The organism is Arcticibacter eurypsychrophilus (assembly GCF_001730525.1).
Taxonomy (GTDB): domain Bacteria; phylum Bacteroidota; class Bacteroidia; order Sphingobacteriales; family Sphingobacteriaceae; genus Arcticibacter; species Arcticibacter eurypsychrophilus.
The window spans coordinates 44,859-63,861 of sequence record NZ_MDFN01000019.1; the positions used below are offsets into that span (position 1 = coordinate 44,859).

A 19,003-nucleotide genomic window follows, 5' to 3' on the forward strand; every position below is an offset into this window, starting at 1 on the left:
ATTATAGGATATTGTTAGTCAAAATCTTGCTGGTTAGCCTCATTGTTTACAGGAGCGGGCCGAATCGCTCCTGTTTATTCAGGTTAAGCGCTTGTTAGTATAGTTTTATGGCATAACTGTAATCCTCCTTTCTTCAATTCCGAAGTGAATAACTCCTGTTAACTCCATTATTTTTAGCACTTCAGAGACGTTTTTGAACTTAGAAATAGTTCCCCCAAATCGTTTATTCTGAATGTTTCCTTTATATTCGATATCCACATTGTACCATCGGGAAATCTTTCGCATAATACTGCCAATATTTTCATTTTCAAATACGAAATAACCGTTTTTCCAGGCAAGCACCTCCTCTGTATCTACATTGGATAGTTGAATGTCATGGGCAACTTTTGCTTGCTGACCGGGATGCAATAACCGGGTAGTATGTGTGGCTAATTGAGTAACACGGACAGATCCTTCCAATAATGTGGTTTTGGATACCGCTTCATCTGCATAAGCATTTATGTTGAAATGGGTGCCCAGTACACGGATTTCCTGTTCTCTTCTATCCCCTTCCTCACAAATTGTATGTACGATAAAAGGCATTTTATCATGTCCTTTCTTTGCTATTATCGTTTTTACCTCAAAATAAGCCTCCCCTGTCAATTCTACTTTTCGTGTTCTTCCTGAAAACTGTGCGGGAAATTTTAGAGATGATGCTGCGTTGAGCCATACCCGGGTACCATCGGGTAGAATAATCATATATTGTCCTCCTTTTGGCGTACTAATGGTATTGTATGCCAAGTTGCGGGAATCAGCATCAGCATGTCCGCCTTTCAAAATCTGAAAAACAACCTGACCATCCTGATCATTCCTGATTGCGATATTACCGCGGTTAGCCAGAAGACCTTTTTTCTCTTTATTCAGGATGATTTGCGAGCCGTCGGAAAGAGTCAGGATCGCTTTGTTTCCACCTGGGTTGATGTCCTTAAATTTAGTGCTGACAATTTGGTTCTTCTGAGAAAAGTTAATTTGGATGTACTGATATGCCCCGAATGATAAAACAAGAAGTACAACAGCTGCAGCTGCCAAAATATATTTAATAATTGCAGTTCTTTTAATGTGAGGTATGTGCTCATGGGTATTTTTCAAAATAGCCGAATAGAGACGTTCTTTAAGCTCCTCGGGTGTTTCGGCTGATTCACTTTCCAGTATACGGTCGTCAAATGAAGCGTACCAGGTATTGAACGATACTTTTTCCGCATCAGTAATCGTACCTAGCCTCCACTTCTCAGCAAGTTCATACATACGTTTTTCTGTGTTTTGATCGGGCATATTGGCGTTCTTTCTATAATAGCCAAACCTGTAGCACAAATCCCTTAGTCCAAATGCAAATAAATTTAGTGTAGATTTAAATAAAGAGTATAATCCAGTTGAACAGGTTCCCGAATGAGCTTCGAAGGGTTTTGCGTGCTCTGGATAAATGCACTTCTACGGTTTTTTCAGAGATGCAGAGTTCTTGTGCAATCTGTCTTTGCGTATAGCCCTTTTCATGTTTAAGTGTAAATACCAAACGGCACTTATCTGGTAGTGTATCAATAGTATGCTGAAGCCTGGTTTTTAGTTCATTCAGATCAAGCGTTTGTAAGGTAGTATAATCCAATTCGGAATACGATCTGGCTGCTTCCTTTTGATATACCTGCTGCCTGACTCGCTTTGCCAGCCGATTAATCACTTCAAACTTCACTGCCGTTGCAAAGTAATTGCTGAAGCCTGTTGTTAAAACAAAATAATCCCGCCTGCGCCATAGATTGCAGAAAATATCCTGTACTACTTCCTCTGCTTCCAGTTCATCATTCAAGCGTTTACTGGCAATAACGTATAATTTATCCCAGTAACGATCGTATATTTCTCTAAAAACATTCCTTTCGCCATTTTTAAGAAGTACTGCCAGGTCAAAATCGGTTAATTGGTTATAAGCTTGCATTGAGCTGGTATTTAAGCTAAGCTAATTTAAATCCTTTTTCTTGAATTACTGATTTTATTATCGATCAGGTTTTCAATAGAATAAGTATTATGATAGTATATTCTCTCTCCATAGCGAAGACGCTCCTACTAAAATGGCTTCCTCCCCTAATTTTGCTTTTAAAATGGGAATAGTGCTATATTGAGGTAAAAGTCCAACACGGAGCGCATCTTCAAATAAATAGAAAGACTGCGCAATATTTCCTCCCAATATCACGGCCTCCGGATTTTCTATTTCAATAAACATATTTAAGAAAGCAGCTAGATTTGTTCCGAATTCTTCAAACAATTGGTCAATGTGAGGATTACTTTCTGCCATACTGACCAGCGTTTTTACATCTGTTACTTTTTTCCCGCTGAGCTCAAAATAACGCTGAGCAAACCAGCGCGTAGATAAATAATCTTCGGCAATAGTATCTTTAAAAGGATTATTCCACCGATCTGCATCATGTGCCACTCCTTTCCTATACCAGGAAGATCCCAGTCCGGTTCCTAATGTTAATCCTATCACAGAATTATAATCAGCCCCTGCTCCTCCGAATGCTTCGCCTTGCAGAAAACTGGCCGCATCATTCATCAAGCGGATATGATCCGCTGGGATTTCTAGTTTTTTCGATAACAGTTCTTTTAGATTCAAACCATACAGGGTATCGTATTTGTCCTGGTTTTTTATATAACTAACTCCGGTATCATAATTAAGTGGCCCTGGTATTCCAATTCCTATCTTCTTATCATCTGTTTTTAAATGGCTAAATACATTATTTATTAATTCAGCCCAGGATTCAATAATTGCATTAGCCTTAGCATGAGAATCTATATGTTTGCGTAACCAGGTTTCTGGTAGTATTTGTTTATTATCAAGATCAACTAAAGCTGCTGTTATATGAGAGCCACCAATATCTACTCCCATCACTATTGAACTATTCATATTAATTTATGCTGATTTATAATGTCAAACAAACATATAAATAGTAAAACGTTTTAGCAAATAATTAAATGGATTTATCAATTATTATTAAAGTTTGCTTTGTTTTTAGAGATCTTCTTGATATGATTAGATTTAGTTCAAATTAGGGTAATATGATTTTTCTGAGCTGAAGTTCGGCGGACAGACATAAAAAAAGGACTATAAAGATCAGACGATCCTAATAATCCTTTTTCAAGCTGGTTATAGTATTGAATTTAATTTTATATCAGAGGTGCTTAGGGCAGCTCTGACAGTTTTACGTTTTTTGCGCAAAAGATACCATAAAACAGGATATATCCATAACAAATCACAGGAACGATAAAAGAATGATGGATGCCAATTGAATCAGCAAGAGCTCCCTGTATTAACGGAACTACAGCACCACCTAAAATCGCCATTACCAGAAGGGAAGATCCCTGACTAGTATATCTTCCTAAACCTGCAATTGAAAGTGTAAAGATGTTCGAAAACATAATCGAGTTAAACAGACCTACGCTCAACAGTGTCCACATGGCCACAGGGCCAAATGTGAAGATACTGGTAAGTACCAGGATCATGTTCACAACGGCGAAAATAGCAAGCGTACGTGCCGGTGCTGATTTACCAATGAAGAAACCAATCAGGTTAAGCACGATAAAGCCTAAGAAAGCGCTAATCTGCATAAAGCTTAGATCTACAATGCTGAAAAGTAAAGCGAATACAACGATTGCAACACCGATCATATAGATTAATTTCTTAGAAGCCGTCAATGTTTGATTTAACGATATTGCACCCAGGAACCTGCCGATCATTGCACCTCCCCAGTATAACGCCAGGTAGTTTTTACTTACTGATTCAGGGATATTCATAATATCTTCATGCGCCAGGTAATTAATCATAAAACTACCAATGGAAACCTCGCCTCCTACATAAAAGAAAATTCCCAAAATACCTAATCTCAGTTGTGGGAATTTGAATGCACCAAGACCACCATGTTCCGTTTCATCTGATTTAAATGTAGGCAGATTGATCTTATACACGATAAATGCAACAACAAGAAAAATGATTGTAAATGCGATATAAGGTGTTTTAGTGGCATCAGCAGACAATACGCCATTGTTTGAGAATAATTCGAATATTAAAAATCCACCTAATATCGGAGCAATCGTTGTTCCCAGGGAATTGAATGCCTGTGCGAGATTTAACCTGCTTGAAGCACTTTTTTCATCTCCCAAAAGGGATACATATGGATTTGCTGCAATTTGCAACAGCGTAAAACCTAAGCCTAGAATGAACAACGCACCTAAAAATAAGCCATATATTGATAATACAGATGCTGGATAAAATAGAAAGCATCCAAGTGCGGAAACCACAAGACCTAACAGCATTCCATTTTTGTAACCAATTTTATTAATTGGGTCACCTTTATAATAAGAAATGATGAAGTAGCAAAGCGAGCCAATGAAATAGGCACCAAAGAAGCAAAATTGTACCAGCATCGATTGCAGATAACTGAGCGAAAAAAGTTCCTTTAAATGAGGAATTAAAATATCATTCATGGAGGTTATGAATCCCCACATAAAAAACAAAGAAGTCAGTGTAGCAAAAGGTACAGTGTAATTCTTTGATGTTTCAGCACTGGGTTGGTGACCAGTCTCAATTGTGTTTCCTACCATATTAGGTTTATAAGATTTATATAATTAAATAAGTTTATTGGTTTTGCCTTCCTCAAGACTTTGCAAAGGTAATATTATTTGTTTCATGCTAAATTAATTTATTAAGCTTGAAATGAACTTTTTTTAGCATTTTAATTGTTTATTGAACGATTAAAACCTGGATCTCTCCCCTAATATTTTTTAGGACCTTTATTATGAATACGTGTTACGATTTGAATGATTGATTTTGCTGCCTGGTTTGATTTCTGCATGCCCTATAATCCTGTTTGGAATCTCAATTTATTGTGTTTAACTCTAATATACCCCTATTTCTATAAAGTAATCTTAGTAATTTACTATTAATGCTACGATAATGAATCTGACAATAGTCCATGTTAAGTCCATGTTTTTATGGAAAAACATGGACTTAACATGGACTTAACATGGACTTAATATAGAATTATTTTGCTTTGAATAATAAAAAGGTCATAACCGGATATCTATTTATGCATGGCAAACTCTTACCGTGTTTGTCTTTAGCATGGACATAATCAAATTAAAATGCAATCTTTATGCTTTACAAGATTATAGCAACTTTGGCTAAAAAAGTATTATAATCCAGATTTTAATCTCATGTTATTTGAATAATTTTAAAATCAATTGAACAGCTTACTGTATTTCTGCTTCCTTTGATTCAAATACTTTCTTGATATAACAGACCCTTTTATATGCCTAAAATTAAATTCATTTCTATCTTACTTTTTGTGATTGGCCTTTTTACAGGTCTTTCCTCTGTTTTTGGTGAACCTTATGCGCCGGAATCCTCAAAGGACCCGAATCAAAAACTTGTTTTTTATAGTGCAAAAGAGAAAAGTTTTCAATACACAGGCCGTATCGATTTTACAAATCCTGCTTTACCTCGTTTTTATTCACCCGGAGTATACATTAAAGCAAATTTTGAAGGCAGCAGCTGCCAGATTGAGTTGAATGATGAAGTATTATATGGTACGAGTCACAACTACATTTCCGTGGTGGTTGATAATAACGTTCCAAAGCGAATTAAACTCACTGGTAAAAATAACATTTTGACGGTTGCTGAAAACCTGACCGGCAAAACTCATACCCTATTGATCTGCAAATCCACAGAATCAGGTATAGGTTACCTGGAGTTTGTAGGGATCCGTTGTAAAAAGCTTTTGCCCCCATCTCCACGACCTGTTCGTAAAATTGAATTTATTGGAAATTCTATTACCTGTGGCACAGGCAGCGATTTAACTATACCATGTGAAAGTACAAAAGATTGGTATGATCAGCATAATGCGTATTTGAGTTATGGGCCTCTGACTGCACGTGCCCTTCAGGCCGAATGGGTACTAACTTCAGTTTCTGGGATTGGCTTAATTCATAGTTGCTGTGAATTGCCCGTCACCATGCCGCAGGTATTTGATAAACTTAACATGCGTGATAACAAGATCTCCTGGGATTTCTCCCGTTATCAGCCAGATATTGTGACTGTTTGTCTGGGTCAAAATGATGGACAGCAGGATTCTGCTGCTTTTTGTAACGCCTATGTGGATTTTATTGGAACGATCAGGAAACATTACCCGGAAGCTTCTATCGTTTGCCTAACTAGCCCCATGGCCGATTCTATACTGGTTCCTTTTATGAAGAAAATGTTAACCTCCGTAGTAGCCAATGTACTGGCACAGGGAGATAAAAATGTATATACTTACTTCTTCACTAAAAGATTCAGTAAAGGATGTGGCGGGCATCCTGATTTAACGGAGCATCAGGAAATAGCCAATGAACTAACCGGCTTTATAACGAACATTAAAAAATGGCAATTTGAAATCAGGAATGAAATGTAAGAATTTGTTTATAGCAGCGCTCGCAATGGTTAGTCTGCATGTTATCGCCCAAGATAATGAATCTATGAGAGGCTTAACGGATCAGAAAGCTAACCTTGAAACACAGGCACTGTTTAAAAATCTGAAAGCTATTTCAAGACATCAGATTTTGTTTGGACACCAGAGTGCAACAGAATACGGACATGGCTGGTACGGTGATAAAAATCGCTCAGATGTCAAATCGGTCACCGGATCTCATCCTGCGGTGATTGGTGTTGATTTTTCGAGTTTATGGGGAAAATCAACGGAGAGTATCAGTAAATCAAAAGCTTTTTTGAAGAAATCTATCAGGGATACTTACAGGAGAGGTGGAGTGACTACTGTAGCGTGGCATTTTAACAATCCCGTTACCCCTGAAACCGGGTTTTACTGGAAGGATTCGGTATCTGCTCCAGCAGTTCCGGATATTATTCCCGGAGGATCGCATCATGAGCAGTACAAGAAGATTTTAAAAACGCTTGCTGAAGTGGCTAAATCTGCAAAAGGTAAGGATGGCCAAGCAGTTCCCATGATCTTCCGCCCGTATCATGAGTTTGATGGCGATTGGTTCTGGTGGGGCAAGCCTTATTGCAAAAAAGAAGAATTTATTAGTTTATGGCGGTTTACGGTGACTTACTTAAGGGATTCTTTGGATGTACATAATTTTATTTATGCGTTTTCGCCTGATGTCAGGTTTACTACTGAAGAAGAATACTTGGATCGGTATCCGGGCGATGCCTATGTGGATTTGGTGGGCATGGATGATTATGCCGATTTTGGACGCGAAGGGAAGTACGACTTGGATGCGGCTGTAAAAAGACTGCGTATTGTATCTGATTATGCAAAGAAAACAGGTAAGCTTGCGGCCTTTACGGAAACTGGACTGGAGACGATTCCAAATCCGGTATGGTGGACAGATGTGCTACTGAAAACATTAAAGAGCGCTAACCTGGAACTTTGTTATGTTTTGGTTTGGAGAAATGATTCTAAAAGTGCAACACATTTTTATGCGCCATACCCTGGTCAGCAAAGTGTTCCAGATTTTATTAAATTTTACAAAGATCCATTTATACTTTTTGAAAAAGACCTAAAACATATTTATAAGAATTAAAACATCTTTTTGGATCCAGGAATGACGTAATTTCTGTTCATCTTTGTGTGATAAAGCATATAAGATGAATTGGATCATATTGATTATTGCGGGCTTGTTTGAAGTAGGCTTCGCTTCCTGTCTGGGAAAGATGAAAGAAACCAGCGGTAATACTGCTTTATTGTGGGGAACAGGTTTTGTTTTTTGCCTGTCTGTGAGCATGCTTTTACTCATTAAAGCAACGCAAACTTTGCCTATAGGAACGGCTTATGCGGTATGGACAGGTGTTGGTGCAGTGGGGACTGTTTTAGTGGGGATACTGGTTTTTAAAGAACCGGCTACATTGGGTAGGCTATTTTTTATTACCACTCTTATCGGCTCGATAATTGGATTAAAATTTATGTCTTCAGCTGGATAAACGTAGTACACCGAGATTAAAAAGGTGTACTACGCTTTAAATTATTATGCTTTATAGGCTATGATCTCCCGACCAATCCGATTTACTTCTTCATCTTCTGCGAATAAGGGCAGATCTGTATCTGGATCTAATTTTAGCCATTGCAATTCAGTGTCTTTCTGTATTTTAACGTATTCCTGACCGTCTTTAAAAACAGTATACACATCTTCTTCTTCTGGAAATATAGAATACTCTATTCCTCCGACGGCGATATCAAATGGTTCATCCATGTTTATTTAATTATGTTTACGCTTCATATTTAATTTTGCCTTTTTACCGGCACCGATATTAAAGTCTTTACTGTTTTTCTCTGATTTTTCATGAAAAGCTTCTCCCCTTTCGGACTCTTCAACTCTTTTTACGGTAGTCTTTATTTTAGTCTTCGTTTTGCTTTCCACATCGATAAACAGGTCTTCAGGTAATGAAAGAACCAAAAACTTTAGACCCAATGCCTGTTCAATTTTCCTGATGCTTGCCAGTTCTATATCGGTTGAAAATACAATACATTCCCTTTCTTCATCATCACTTGCCTTAATCACTCTGGAGATATAGGTTTCTTTTTCTACAGGTGGTTCCAGGTGAATCAGTTTGTCTACTCCCTGAAGATCAAGCGAGGGCGTTAATTCATTGGCAATGACCAGGATACTCAATGCTTCCGAATCAAGAAATTCTCCAACCGAACTCACACCCTTTGATTCAAAGAATACCGGGTTTAGAATGGCGGCCATGTGTTTATTGCGGGAAGTCAAGCTATTGTAGACCTTCTCTGCGGTAAGTCGTGTGTTGACAAATACGACCGTTTTAGGTAGCTCATTGATAATCAACAGATCGTTTAACAGATTGAGCTTAGTCCTGAAGTTTGGAACCTGGTAAAGCTGTTGTCCAAAGACTGCTGCTACGGTATCCGTTTCCTCTTCTATCTCAATGTGTACCGGGTTTCGCATAAAGGGATCGATCATCTGGCTGATCCGGGCATGCATTAGCTCTGCGAAGACCAGACGCTGGCATTTGATGATACTGTTGGCTAATTCGTTTACCGGTAATTGGAGCCCATGTTTAACGATTAATTCTGCATCATCTACGATAAAGAGTTGAATTTTGTTTAGGTCCAGCGCAAGCTTAAGATAAATTGCACGTGCACGGTCAGGAGTTGCTACAATAATGTCGGCGCCATCGGCAAGGTCATTCAGCTGATTTTCCATTGCAGCTCCAGGAACCAGGGATACCGTGCGCAGTGAAAGGTTTTTGTTCAGCAGGTTTATTTGAGCAACCACAGCATCAACGCGGTCTTTATCAGGAACAAGAATCAACACCCTTGGAGCATCCTCAGGCATTTGTTTTAAGCGCATTAATGCGCCCAGTATATATGTGGTTGTTTTACCACAGCCTTCAGGACCGGTAACAATGATATCCTGTCCACCTATAATACGTGACATTGTTCTAAGCTGAACTTCCTTGGGTACAAGGTATCCGGCTTCAGTGACTGATCTTACAAGTTGTTTACTAAGCTTTAATTTTTCTAACCACACAATACTAAATATTAAAAATAGGGAAATGCAAATTTACGATTTTATACGTTGAAAAAAACTCTCGGTGTTAAACTAATTCCCAGCCCATCAGGAGCATGACCCTACGAAACTCTTCCTGCAGTGGAGCTTCTATCAGGATTGCCTCATTGGTGATAGGGTGGTTAAAGGAAAGAGATGAAGCGTGGAGCAGCATCGTGGTCATTTCCCATGTTTCTTTAAAGAGTTTATTTTGTTTATTGCAGCCATGTTTCCGATCGCCTATAATAGGGTGAAATACATGAGCGAAGTGTTTTCTTAGCTGGTGCATCCTTCCTGTTTCGGGTTTGGCCTCCACCAGGGAATACCTGGATGTGGAGTGTGATCCCAATGCGACCTGTAATTCTGCCCGCTTGAGAGTATGATAATGCGTGAAGGCCTCCTGAATTGTACCATTTTCTTTTTTCAAAGCATAGTCAATATCTTCTTCATCCGGCGTATGTCCGCGTACAATAGCCAGATATTTCTTAATAACCTTTTTCTCCTGAAATTGAATATGCATGGCTACTTCGGCTTCTTTGTTTAAAGCAAAAAGCAGGACACCTCCTGTCTTGCGGTCCAGTCTATGAACTGGACTCACATAATGATCAATCTGATCACGCAAGAGCTGCAGTGCAAATTCTTGCACATCGATAGCTATTGGTGAACGATGGACTAATAACCCATGAGGTTTGTTAACGGCGATGAGGTGCTCATCTCTGAATAGTATATCTAGCATGTAATTAATAGCAAACTTACAGATTTTTTATCCATAGCGTCTGCTACAAGTTTATTTATGGTCAAACTCCCACATAAAATAAATTATGCATATAGAGAATATAAAGAACTCAATCATGATGGCCTCCCTTTGTTCAAATTTACGAACAGTATGAATGGAAACAAACTTGTTACTTCAAAAATGAGCAATTTATGAACGATTTACAAGTATTGAACTTAATCGCTTTAATGCTAATGTAAAGAGTAATGCTTCTTGGGTTTTATTGTAAATTCTACACTTATATAGCTGTGTTGCTGTGCATAGAAGTGTGTAAAGTTTTAGAGGGTCTACTTGATGTAGATTATAAAACGAAAAAAGCCCTTTTGGAATGACCAAAAGGGCTTTTTTAATGAATTCTTTTATTATTATTTTGCAAAGATGCTGCTGATGTTCTTATAACCTGTGGAGGTATTGGAATACCAATCGGTATAACTTGTTCCACCTGATATAGCCCACTTTGCAAAGTGCAGATAAGCTTTGGTAATATCCGTTTTCTCTGTTGGGTAAGAGAAAGCAGATACCGGAATTTCCAACGCCCATGGCAAACCTGTTTTATTAAAGTAAGGTTTTGCTGTGGTTGAATTATCGTCTGCAGTTCCAAAAAGTGCGGTATTAGCCAATTTAGTTGGTTTCTTTCCGGCTAGGTGAGTTTCATATCCGCGTCCGCTACCTGCATTCCAAATAAACACATTGTAGTTACCTACACCTAATTTAGCAATAGTAGGTCCGTTTTTAATCTTTAGTGTCATGGAATATTCTTTTGCAGTAGCTTCTGTTCCTACTGAAGTGTTCCAGTTTGTTTGTTCGTTCCGGCTATTGCTGAAAAGAATTACGACTAAGCTATCTTGATTAGTTTCTACAGTAGCACCAGTAATACTTTCCAGATTTGCGGCAGGGATATTAAACTGTATACCAGTACCATTCTTATATGAACCACCTGTGGCAAGTAATTTATAGTCCGCTTTTATTTCCACTACAATATTGGCAGCATTTGAGGCTACTTCATAGCGATAGTTAAGGACGATGTCGTTCATATCATAGTCTCCCTTTGAAGGCCATGTATCTTCGAAAGCAACAGTTGATCCGCCATTTGCATAATTGGCTTGTAGGTTGCGGTATGCTTTGGTTGGATCGGAAGGATAATCGTCTTTTAAGTCAATTACACCATCTTTATCAGTATCCACTAATACAGGAGCAGGTGCCGTTCCATAACCATCGGTACAATCGCTGGAAGGGATATAGATGCCGCAGCCATTTTTTGCATTGTTTGAAAAATGTCGGGCATCCAGTGTGCGCAGGTTATCACAATATAACAGATTACCAGTAAATATTCCGCCCTCACTATTCAAAGCGGCTGCTGATGTGCCGGTTACTTTAAAGAGAGACCATACAGTTCCAGATGATGGACCGGAAATGGTGTTGGTGCTTCTTGCAATATCTTTAGTTTGGAAGATTGCATTGGCTGATAACTGCATATTGGAAGTAAGCGTAGATTTTGTCTGGACGTCAATGAAAGAAGCATTTTTCATTACTGTTCCATTCAGAACGAACTGATCGGAGATGATTAACTTACAATTGTTATTGAATGTTCCATTTAATGCATTTAAGGTTTTCAACCGTATTGTTCCGTCATTGGTGAATAGGCCTGAGAAACTTAAGGTTGATGTTAATGCAGTGAAAGTTCCTGTATTGGTGATGATAGAGGAAGCATCCATGATCACATTATTACCAAGAGTACTGGTAAAGGTACCATTGTTATTGAATTTGCTGGAGCTTCCACCTACAGTGAAGATGCCTTTGGTAGTTAGAAGGCTATTGTTAATAAATTGACCACCATTTTGCATATTAAAAGTACCTAATGCGTTTACAGTACCTTCATTAGTGAATACCCCTCCGTTAACCCATATAGATGTGTTGGCGTTAATAGTTCCAAAATTAGTTATTGTTCCTGATACCAGGGTTAAGTTCTCTGTATTGAAAGTTCCTGCATTATATATAGAACCAACTACCTGTTGATCCCATTGGGCTGCATTCATCTTTAGTGTTCCAAAATTTTTGATTGAAGCAGTTGCATTCCACTGCACGCTGCTGTTAATGGTTAGGCTACCTGTACTGGTTACTATAATTTTTAACCCGTTTATGTTGCCGCCATTTAAGATGACATTCTTACCGCAAACAACAAGTGTTGCATTATGGGTATAGCTTAAGTTGATGGTTACATCATCTGCTTTTACAGCATAAACACCTCCGCTAACGGGAAAGGATGCTTGCCAGGAATATTGAGGTGCAGCCCACACTATTCCGGTACCACAATCAGGACTTGTTTCAACAACTGCTGAGGTGCTGAATGTAGTTAATGATTTTGAGGCTGCTGCTGATATGGATTGAACAATACTGGATGTTCCTATCGCAATGGAAACCTGTGTGCTGGTAATAGCTATTTTGTCTGAAACTGTGGATCCGTCAGGAGATGTTTTAACCACATACACTTCGGTTAAAGTGGATGGTATATAAATCTTGGTATTAAAAGCAGCGATTAATGTTGCACTTCCTTTTGATAATAAGGAACCGCCATTTGCCGGATCGCCTGCATATATGGAGATCACATGAATGCTGTTTGCGAAACGTGAATCGGTAATGGAGATATTGAAGCTGACATCTCTGGATGTTCCCCAATTGAATGATGATGGAACAACAAGTACGGTTGTGTTTTCTACCTGGTCAGTAATATCGCTTTTCTGGCAGGAGGTGATGAAAACAACAAATAGTATTAGGATTGAGAATAAATATTTGTTCATGGTAGAATTTTACAATTTTATAGAAAGTGTGCAACATATGTGCCAACAGTTATTTCACAGCTTTAAATAACGTAATACCTGTTAATAAGATGAATGTTAACTTTATATGAAGTAAAGATACACAAACTGGGAAATTAATTTCCCTTCAGTTTTTAATTATTTTCCTAACCTACTATTTTGTTTTGAATCGGTAAAGCTTTGATTGACAATAGAAAATTATAAATTTCCTTTTTAGCTTTTCTTAAAACTATACCTTTTAAGTGGTTGTTGCTAACTTTAAAATGAGCTAATTATGAAATGGATGGGCAGACGCGAAAGCGGGAATATTGATGATCAAAGAGGTAACGGAAGGGGACTTGCTGTAGGAGGTGGATTAACAGCTGTCGTAGCAGTTGTTTTTGCTCTTCTGACCGGGCAGAACCCACTGGAATTTATTGGCATGGCCCAACAAGGGGGAACTAGCTCTTCTTCGGAACAGAAAGATCTGTCTACAGATCTTCAGAGTGACGCGAATGCGCATTTTGTAGCCACTGTGCTGGGTGATACGGAAGAGGTATGGGATAGTATCTTTACTGCCAATCAAATGCGTTATGAAAAACCAGTGCTAACTTTATTTACTGATCAGATCAGTTCAGGTTGTGGGGCCGCCAGTTCGCAAACTGGTCCTTTTTATTGTCCGGCGGATAGTAAAGTTTATATCGATCTGAGTTTTTATAATGATTTAAAGGAGCGGTTTGGTGCTCCCGGAGATTTCGCCATGGCTTATGTTGTAGCACATGAAGTGGGACATCATATTCAGCATCTATTAGGTACAACAGACAGAATAGATAACATGCGGGGCAGATTGAGTGAATCGAAATTGAATGAGCAGTCAGTTCGTTTAGAGTTGCAGGCAGATTTTTACGCAGGCGTATGGGCCCATTATATTCAAAAGAAAACTATATTGGAAGATGGGGAAAGGAAAACTGTACTGGAAGAAGGGGACTTTGAGGAAGCATTGAATGCGGCTAATGCAATTGGAGACGACAGACTTCAAATGGAGGCTCAGGGTCATGTTGTACCTGATGCTTTTACACATGGAACTTCTGCACAGCGAATGAAGTGGTTCAAGAAAGGCTTTGACACGGGTGATATGAGTGCGGGTGATACATTTTCTACCTCATCGTTGTGAAATTGTATGGTATGAGGTACAATATGACCTGCAAACGAAACATATTTGCAACATGAGCATTTGTGTATACCTTAAGTAATGCCCTCATTTTTAACTCTTTCTTTATTATTTCGCATTTAGGCTGTGTATTTGCCATACAGGGTAACATACTTAATATGTTAAAAAGTAAATAACATGAGAAAAATAATTCTACTAGCAGCTGTAACCCTTATAGGAGGTGCTGCGATTGCACAGTCTACATCACCAACTAAATTTGGTTTAAAGGTGGGTATAGCTTTACCGAAATATCATTTCACCAATACGGATGGTGATGATTATGAAACAGAAGCTAACACTAATTTTAATGTAACCGGTTACGCTGATCTTCCTATTGCATCTGGCTTTTCTGTTCAACCAGGAATTTCTTTACAAGGAAAGGGTAGTAAAACAACAGGATCCGCTTTTGGTGTAAATGGTGTGTCTAAGGATAATTCTTTATATGTCGAGATTCCTGTAAATCTTGTTGGAAAGGTTCCTTTAGGAGTAACAGGAGCTAGTTTGTATTTAGGCGCAGGCCCTTATGCAGCATTTGCAGTTTCAGGAGAAAGAAAGCTAACTGTAGAATCTGGTGGATCTAGTTCAGAGTCAACAAGTGATCTTAATTTTGGTAATGGTGATAATGATGACTTTAAAAGTGGTGACTTCGGAGTTAACATTTTAGGAGGAATCCAGTTAAATAGTGGTTTTAATTTTGGAGCTAACTATGGAATAGGTTTATCTGATATACGTCCTGGTAATAATAATGACAATGGTAAAATAACCAACCGGGTTTTGTCTTTTAACGTGGGTTATTCATTTTAGAGATTAGGTTAATTTAAACAATCTAAAGCCCTCAAATATTATTTGGGGGCTTTTTCTTTTTATTGCTGATGCTGATTATATTTGTCGGTGCTTTTATAGCACCATAATCATGATAAAAACAAGAATTTTACTTTTCGCTTCTCTGCTCCTTTTGGGCTTTAATAGTATGGCACTGTCCAAAACAGATATTATCAGCAACTTTATTGTAAAAGAGAATCTGTTAAAGAATGATAAGCTTGCTATTATAGCTGCTGATGATCAGGAAAGGCCTGTAGAATCCGTAAATGGGACATTTTTGTTCAGTATTAATGGGTTCAAGCAATCGTTGATTTTTCATGATGGTGTGGCGGTTGCTCCGCAGCAAATTGATAAATCAACGTTCGTGTACCTGAAACATACCAATGAATCCTCCACTCCTGCTAAACTCTATTATGTACTAAAAAAGGATGGTGGACTTAATCCGATCAAAATTAATTGGATGATGCTGGTTATTATACCATTGGCCTTAGTTGTTTTGGCCAGTGTCTTCAGGAAGTTTATTGTATTTGCAGTTATTATCCTTGTGGTTTTAATGGTATTTAACTCCAATAAAGGTTTAGGGATCCCCACCGTTTTTGAGACCATCTTTGATGGTATTAAGAATAGTCTGTTTTAATCAGCTGTTTTTAAAAAGGCATTCCAATTCCGAAGTTGTATTGTAAAAAGCGGTAGGTATCCGGAGAATTTGTAAGATCATACTGGTCTTTGAAATCCTTCCTATCGCTGCTACTGAAAAAATGTTTAATCACCCAGTTATCAGACCCGGTAAATTGTGGGTCTTTTATTTTTGCCCCGACATCAAAGCGGAATACAAAGTATTGAAGATCAAACCTTAGCCCTGCTCCTGCTCCTATAGCCAGCTGATCGAGGAATTTGTTAAATTTAAACTGTCCGCCTGGAACTAAAGTGCTTTCATTGAGTCGCCAAACATTACCGAAATCAGTAAATGTAGCGCCCTTCAGTTTAGAGCCGAAGAAATTATTCATAAGCTTGAAACGATATTCAAGGTTTCCTTCGATTTTTATCTCTCCATACTGATCCAGATAGGTCAGGTTTTTACGTGTTTCTTCGTCAGAAATGGAACTGCGGTTGTAATTTCCGGGACCGATTGTTCTGGCTTGCCATGCCCGTACTCCACTTGATCCACCTGCATAGAAATTGCGCTCGAAGGGAAGTTCAAGGGATTTAGAGTTGCCATAGGGCAATGCTATTCCTGGATTAATGCGTGCCACAAGTTGTCTTTCTCCTCCAAAAGACCGGTAGAGCCGTAAATCTATTTCTGTTTTTGCATATTGCAGGTAAGGAAGTCCTAAAATGTTACGTGATCCGTCTTCGTCTCTATGAAACTTAAATACATTACTCAGTAACCCTAAGCTATTTCCTGCGATGTCTAAGAATCCCCTGAAGTAGGTGAAATTGGTATAGGTGCTTAATTTAGGTGCATTTAGCGTAAAGTTGTATTGGGTTCCCAGGTTTAAAAACTGGCGGTCATTAGTGCGGACATAAAGGAGATTTCCATTATTCTCCAGACTGTCTTTAAACGCTTGAGCCAGACGCCCATCCCGATATTCCAGATTAAAAGGAGTTAAACTATGCAGCTTATTTTTACTTTGTACCCAATCGTAGGTAATAGAGTTAATGAATATGCGGTTTCTGAAGGCACCGGGTTGATCAAAAATCTGCATACTACTGGAAAATGTGGTATGAGGCACACCTGCGCCAATTTTTTCAGGGATGTTTAGGGGACTCACGATACGTGGTATAGTTAAAGTCGCGCCAATTTGAATATCTCTGTTGAAGACATCACTGAATAACTTTTGGTTTTGCCTTGAATCAAACAAGATCCCGTATCTGAATTTTATATCTAACCTTTCAGCGCCACCAAATAAATTGCGGTTGGTGTAGGTGTTTCCTATATTAAACCCATTTCGACCAGAATTGAAAGTGTACTCCCCTTCTATCCTGTTACTGTTCCTCTTTAGCGGGGTAATTTCCATTCTGACATTCAGACTGGTGCTATCAGGGTCTTTCTCGTATGAGATCTTAATATTACGGAATACGTTTAACTCATATAAGCGATCGTAGGTGAGATTTTCTTCTTGTACACTGTAAGGTCTTCCATAATTAAAAAAAATATAATGGGACAGTGCGTTGAAGTTGAATCGGTGCGAATAGTCGCGAAAGAAATACTGCGAATCAACCATTGCGCTGTCGGGCAATCTTCTTCCATGTTGAAGATTACTGTTCGTGATATCTATCTCGGTTTTATTATTGATGAAGTAGCGGGAATGAGTTGACTTTCCAGGGGGATTGTAAATGTGTAATTTCATGTCAACCTGGTTAGTCGACAAGGTGCTATCTGCATCCAGATGAATATAGGGTTTTAGAAAGTCGTAATACCCATTTGACTTCATCAGATTATACACACTATTAATTCCATTCATAATGGAATCTACATCATAACGGCTACCTGCTCTGATCTTCGTTAAGCTTTCCCGGTTTTGAATATAAAGATTTTTTACTGCGGTATCTGAAATGCTGTAAGTCACGTTGCGGACGTGAAATGAAGGCCCCTGAACAGCTGTAAAGGTAATATGCGCCTTTTTGTTTTTAACCCGAATGTCACTGGTCACTTTTGCATTAAAAAAGCCTTTATACACCAGGTATTTCTGAATTTCCCGATTGGAGATGTCTACTAATGAACTGTCCAGCAGATGAGGTGCCTCACCTATATTTTTGATCCGGTCGGACCTGTATTTATTTTTATGGGTATTCAACAGATTATATAAGGCGAGGTTCACCCTTGAATTCGGGCGAATGTCCTGCTGTACATAAAGATAAGAAGCTTCAGCGAACTCGTTATCAATTCCTTTCAGCTTCACGTCTTTAACAAGCGCCTGATCCTCATTCAAATATTTTGTAGCCGAACATCCGCTCATAATAACTGTTAAAAACAGTATACTTGCACGCAAAAAAATACCAACACTATTATTATATGCTTTCAAAATCACAAATCAGTTTTGTAAATGCATTACATGTAAAAAAAAACAGAAAGGACCTAAGTCTTTTTCTGGTTGAAGGGGTTAAATCAATTTCCGAATTCCTGAACTCAGCTTTTATAGTAGAATCAATTTATTGCTCTTCTGCAACGCTCATCAAGTTTAGTAAATTATCTCCTACTGTCAAATTTTATGAGATAACAGATGCTGAGTTAAAAAAGATCAGCACACTTAGCACTCCTCAGGATGCAGTTGCAATTATAAGGATTCCTGTTAAAACCCCGTTACGTCCTGAAAGTTTTAAAGATAGATTTACTATTATTTTAGATGGGATACAGGATCCGGGAAATATGGGTACGATTATCCGGACAGCAGATTGGTTTGGTTTTTCGGAAATAATCTGTTCAGAGGATACGGTAGAAGTATATAACCCAAAGGTAGTTCAGGCTTCTATGGGCTCTCTTTCCCGGGTAGCTGTGCATTATACAGATTTGTCACAATTGGTTTCAAACAGTGGAATTCCCGTTTATGGTACTTTGCTGGCAGGTGAATCGATCTATGAAACTTCTTTTACTGATCCTGGGTTTATTGTATTAGGTAATGAAGGTAAGGGGATTTCAGATGTTGTTATTCCTTTGATTTCCAATCGGATTACCATTCCACGGTTCGGAAATGCAGAGTCATTGAACGTTGCCATATCTGCTGCAATAGTGTGTTCAGAAATAAAAAGAAGAGGGATTTAAATTGTTTTTTCAAATAATTGTTGCGAGGATACAATTAATTATTATTTTTGCACTCC

The 19,003-nt window shown here is 38.4% G+C and carries 16 protein-coding genes; 7 read left to right on the forward strand and 9 right to left on the reverse strand.

The window, feature by feature from the left end; all coding sequences use genetic code 11:
• Positions 1-105: 105 nt before the first annotated feature.
• The 4 genes from BFL47_RS11660 to BFL47_RS11675 form a co-directional block, all read right to left on the reverse strand.
• A complete protein-coding gene (locus BFL47_RS11660) occupies positions 106-1,311 on the reverse strand; it encodes a FecR family protein (protein ID WP_069659974.1) in 1,206 nt (401 codons plus the stop codon).
• Positions 1,312-1,387: 76 nt separating this feature from the next.
• A complete protein-coding gene (locus BFL47_RS11665; RefSeq protein WP_069659975.1) occupies positions 1,388-1,963 on the reverse strand; it encodes an RNA polymerase sigma factor in 576 nt (191 codons plus the stop codon).
• 87 nt (positions 1,964-2,050) lie between these two features.
• A complete protein-coding gene (locus BFL47_RS11670) occupies positions 2,051-2,929 on the reverse strand; it encodes an ROK family protein (protein ID WP_069659976.1) in 879 nt (292 codons plus the stop codon).
• Between the two features lie 275 nt (positions 2,930-3,204).
• Positions 3,205-4,623, reverse strand: coding sequence for a sugar MFS transporter (locus BFL47_RS11675; protein WP_069659977.1), 1,419 nt, complete (start codon positions 4,621-4,623; stop codon positions 3,205-3,207).
• Positions 4,624-5,330: 707 nt separating this feature from the next.
• On the opposite strand from BFL47_RS11675, the gene BFL47_RS11680 reads away from it, so the two are divergent.
• The 3 genes from BFL47_RS11680 to BFL47_RS11690 all read left to right on the forward strand — a co-directional run bounded on the left by BFL47_RS11680 (position 5,331) and on the right by BFL47_RS11690 (position 7,996).
• Complete coding sequence (locus BFL47_RS11680; RefSeq protein WP_069659978.1) at positions 5,331-6,470, forward strand: SGNH/GDSL hydrolase family protein; 1,140 nt, start codon at positions 5,331-5,333, stop codon at positions 6,468-6,470.
• Entirely contained in the window at positions 6,460-7,599 is a 1,140-nt protein-coding gene (locus BFL47_RS11685) for a glycoside hydrolase family 26 protein (RefSeq protein ID WP_069659979.1), read from the forward strand. Before BFL47_RS11680 ends, BFL47_RS11685 begins: the two co-directional genes overlap by 11 nt.
• Before the next feature lie 64 nt (positions 7,600-7,663).
• Positions 7,664-7,996, forward strand: coding sequence for a DMT family transporter (locus BFL47_RS11690; protein WP_069659980.1), 333 nt, complete (start codon positions 7,664-7,666; stop codon positions 7,994-7,996).
• A gap of 44 nt (positions 7,997-8,040) precedes the next feature.
• On the opposite strand, the gene BFL47_RS11695 is transcribed toward BFL47_RS11690, so the two are convergent.
• The 4 genes from BFL47_RS11695 to BFL47_RS11710 all read right to left on the reverse strand — a co-directional run bounded on the left by BFL47_RS11695 (position 8,041) and on the right by BFL47_RS11710 (position 13,155).
• Complete coding sequence (locus BFL47_RS11695) at positions 8,041-8,265, reverse strand: hypothetical protein (RefSeq protein WP_069659981.1); 225 nt, start codon at positions 8,263-8,265, stop codon at positions 8,041-8,043.
• 6 nt (positions 8,266-8,271) lie between these two features.
• The gene (locus BFL47_RS11700; RefSeq protein WP_069659982.1) at positions 8,272-9,564 is read right to left on the reverse strand and encodes a DEAD/DEAH box helicase; all 1,293 of its coding nucleotides are present in this window, start codon (positions 9,562-9,564) and stop codon (positions 8,272-8,274) included.
• A 67-nt stretch (positions 9,565-9,631) separates the two neighbouring features.
• Entirely contained in the window at positions 9,632-10,318 is a 687-nt protein-coding gene (locus BFL47_RS11705; protein WP_069659983.1) for a pseudouridine synthase, read from the reverse strand.
• A gap of 404 nt (positions 10,319-10,722) precedes the next feature.
• Complete coding sequence (locus BFL47_RS11710; RefSeq protein ID WP_083257143.1) at positions 10,723-13,155, reverse strand: LruC domain-containing protein; 2,433 nt, start codon at positions 13,153-13,155, stop codon at positions 10,723-10,725.
• A 292-nt stretch (positions 13,156-13,447) separates the two neighbouring features.
• On the opposite strand from BFL47_RS11710, the gene ypfJ reads away from it, so the two are divergent.
• From ypfJ to BFL47_RS11730, 3 genes are all read left to right on the forward strand, one after another.
• Entirely contained in the window at positions 13,448-14,326 is an 879-nt protein-coding gene (ypfJ, locus tag BFL47_RS11720) for a KPN_02809 family neutral zinc metallopeptidase (protein ID WP_069659986.1), read from the forward strand.
• 174 nt (positions 14,327-14,500) lie between these two features.
• Positions 14,501-15,166, forward strand: coding sequence for an outer membrane beta-barrel protein (locus BFL47_RS11725; protein WP_069659987.1), 666 nt, complete (start codon positions 14,501-14,503; stop codon positions 15,164-15,166).
• A 109-nt stretch (positions 15,167-15,275) separates the two neighbouring features.
• Positions 15,276-15,821: a hypothetical protein gene (locus tag BFL47_RS11730; RefSeq protein WP_069659988.1), complete on the forward strand. Its 546-nt coding sequence runs from the start codon at positions 15,276-15,278 to the stop codon at positions 15,819-15,821.
• 10 nt (positions 15,822-15,831) lie between these two features.
• Here the strand turns inward: BFL47_RS11730 and tamL are convergent, their stop codons facing one another.
• Entirely contained in the window at positions 15,832-18,216 is a 2,385-nt protein-coding gene (tamL, locus tag BFL47_RS11735) for a translocation and assembly module lipoprotein TamL (protein ID WP_449371654.1), read from the reverse strand.
• Between tamL and BFL47_RS11740 the strand changes: the two genes are divergently transcribed.
• A complete protein-coding gene (locus tag BFL47_RS11740) occupies positions 18,201-18,947 on the forward strand; it encodes a TrmH family RNA methyltransferase (protein WP_069659989.1) in 747 nt (248 codons plus the stop codon). The two genes, tamL and BFL47_RS11740, sit on opposite strands and share 16 nt — an antisense overlap.
• Positions 18,948-19,003 lie beyond the last annotated feature (56 nt).

Excerpts from the sequence above, each read along its gene's own strand:
- BFL47_RS11660 (WP_069659974.1), bottom strand. The coding sequence starts at position 1,311 with ATGCCCGATCAAAACACAGAAAAACGTATGTATGAACTTGCTGAGAAG.
- BFL47_RS11665 (WP_069659975.1), bottom strand. The coding sequence starts at position 1,963 with ATGCAAGCTTATAACCAATTAACCGATTTTGACCTGGCAGTACTTCTT.
- BFL47_RS11670 (WP_069659976.1), bottom strand. The coding sequence starts at position 2,929 with ATGAATAGTTCAATAGTGATGGGAGTAGATATTGGTGGCTCTCATATA.
- BFL47_RS11675 (WP_069659977.1), bottom strand. The coding sequence starts at position 4,623 with ATGGTAGGAAACACAATTGAGACTGGTCACCAACCCAGTGCTGAAACA.
- BFL47_RS11680 (WP_069659978.1), top strand. The coding sequence starts at position 5,331 with ATGCCTAAAATTAAATTCATTTCTATCTTACTTTTTGTGATTGGCCTT.
- BFL47_RS11685 (WP_069659979.1), top strand. The coding sequence starts at position 6,460 with ATGAAATGTAAGAATTTGTTTATAGCAGCGCTCGCAATGGTTAGTCTG.
- BFL47_RS11690 (WP_069659980.1), top strand. The coding sequence starts at position 7,664 with ATGAATTGGATCATATTGATTATTGCGGGCTTGTTTGAAGTAGGCTTC.
- BFL47_RS11695 (WP_069659981.1), bottom strand. The coding sequence starts at position 8,265 with ATGGATGAACCATTTGATATCGCCGTCGGAGGAATAGAGTATTCTATA.
- BFL47_RS11705 (WP_069659983.1), bottom strand. The coding sequence starts at position 10,318 with ATGCTAGATATACTATTCAGAGATGAGCACCTCATCGCCGTTAACAAA.
- BFL47_RS11710 (WP_083257143.1), bottom strand. The coding sequence starts at position 13,155 with ATGAACAAATATTTATTCTCAATCCTAATACTATTTGTTGTTTTCATC.
- ypfJ (WP_069659986.1), top strand. The coding sequence starts at position 13,448 with ATGAAATGGATGGGCAGACGCGAAAGCGGGAATATTGATGATCAAAGA.
- BFL47_RS11725 (WP_069659987.1), top strand. The coding sequence starts at position 14,501 with ATGAGAAAAATAATTCTACTAGCAGCTGTAACCCTTATAGGAGGTGCT.
- BFL47_RS11730 (WP_069659988.1), top strand. The coding sequence starts at position 15,276 with ATGATAAAAACAAGAATTTTACTTTTCGCTTCTCTGCTCCTTTTGGGC.
- BFL47_RS11740 (WP_069659989.1), top strand. The coding sequence starts at position 18,201 with ATGCTTTCAAAATCACAAATCAGTTTTGTAAATGCATTACATGTAAAA.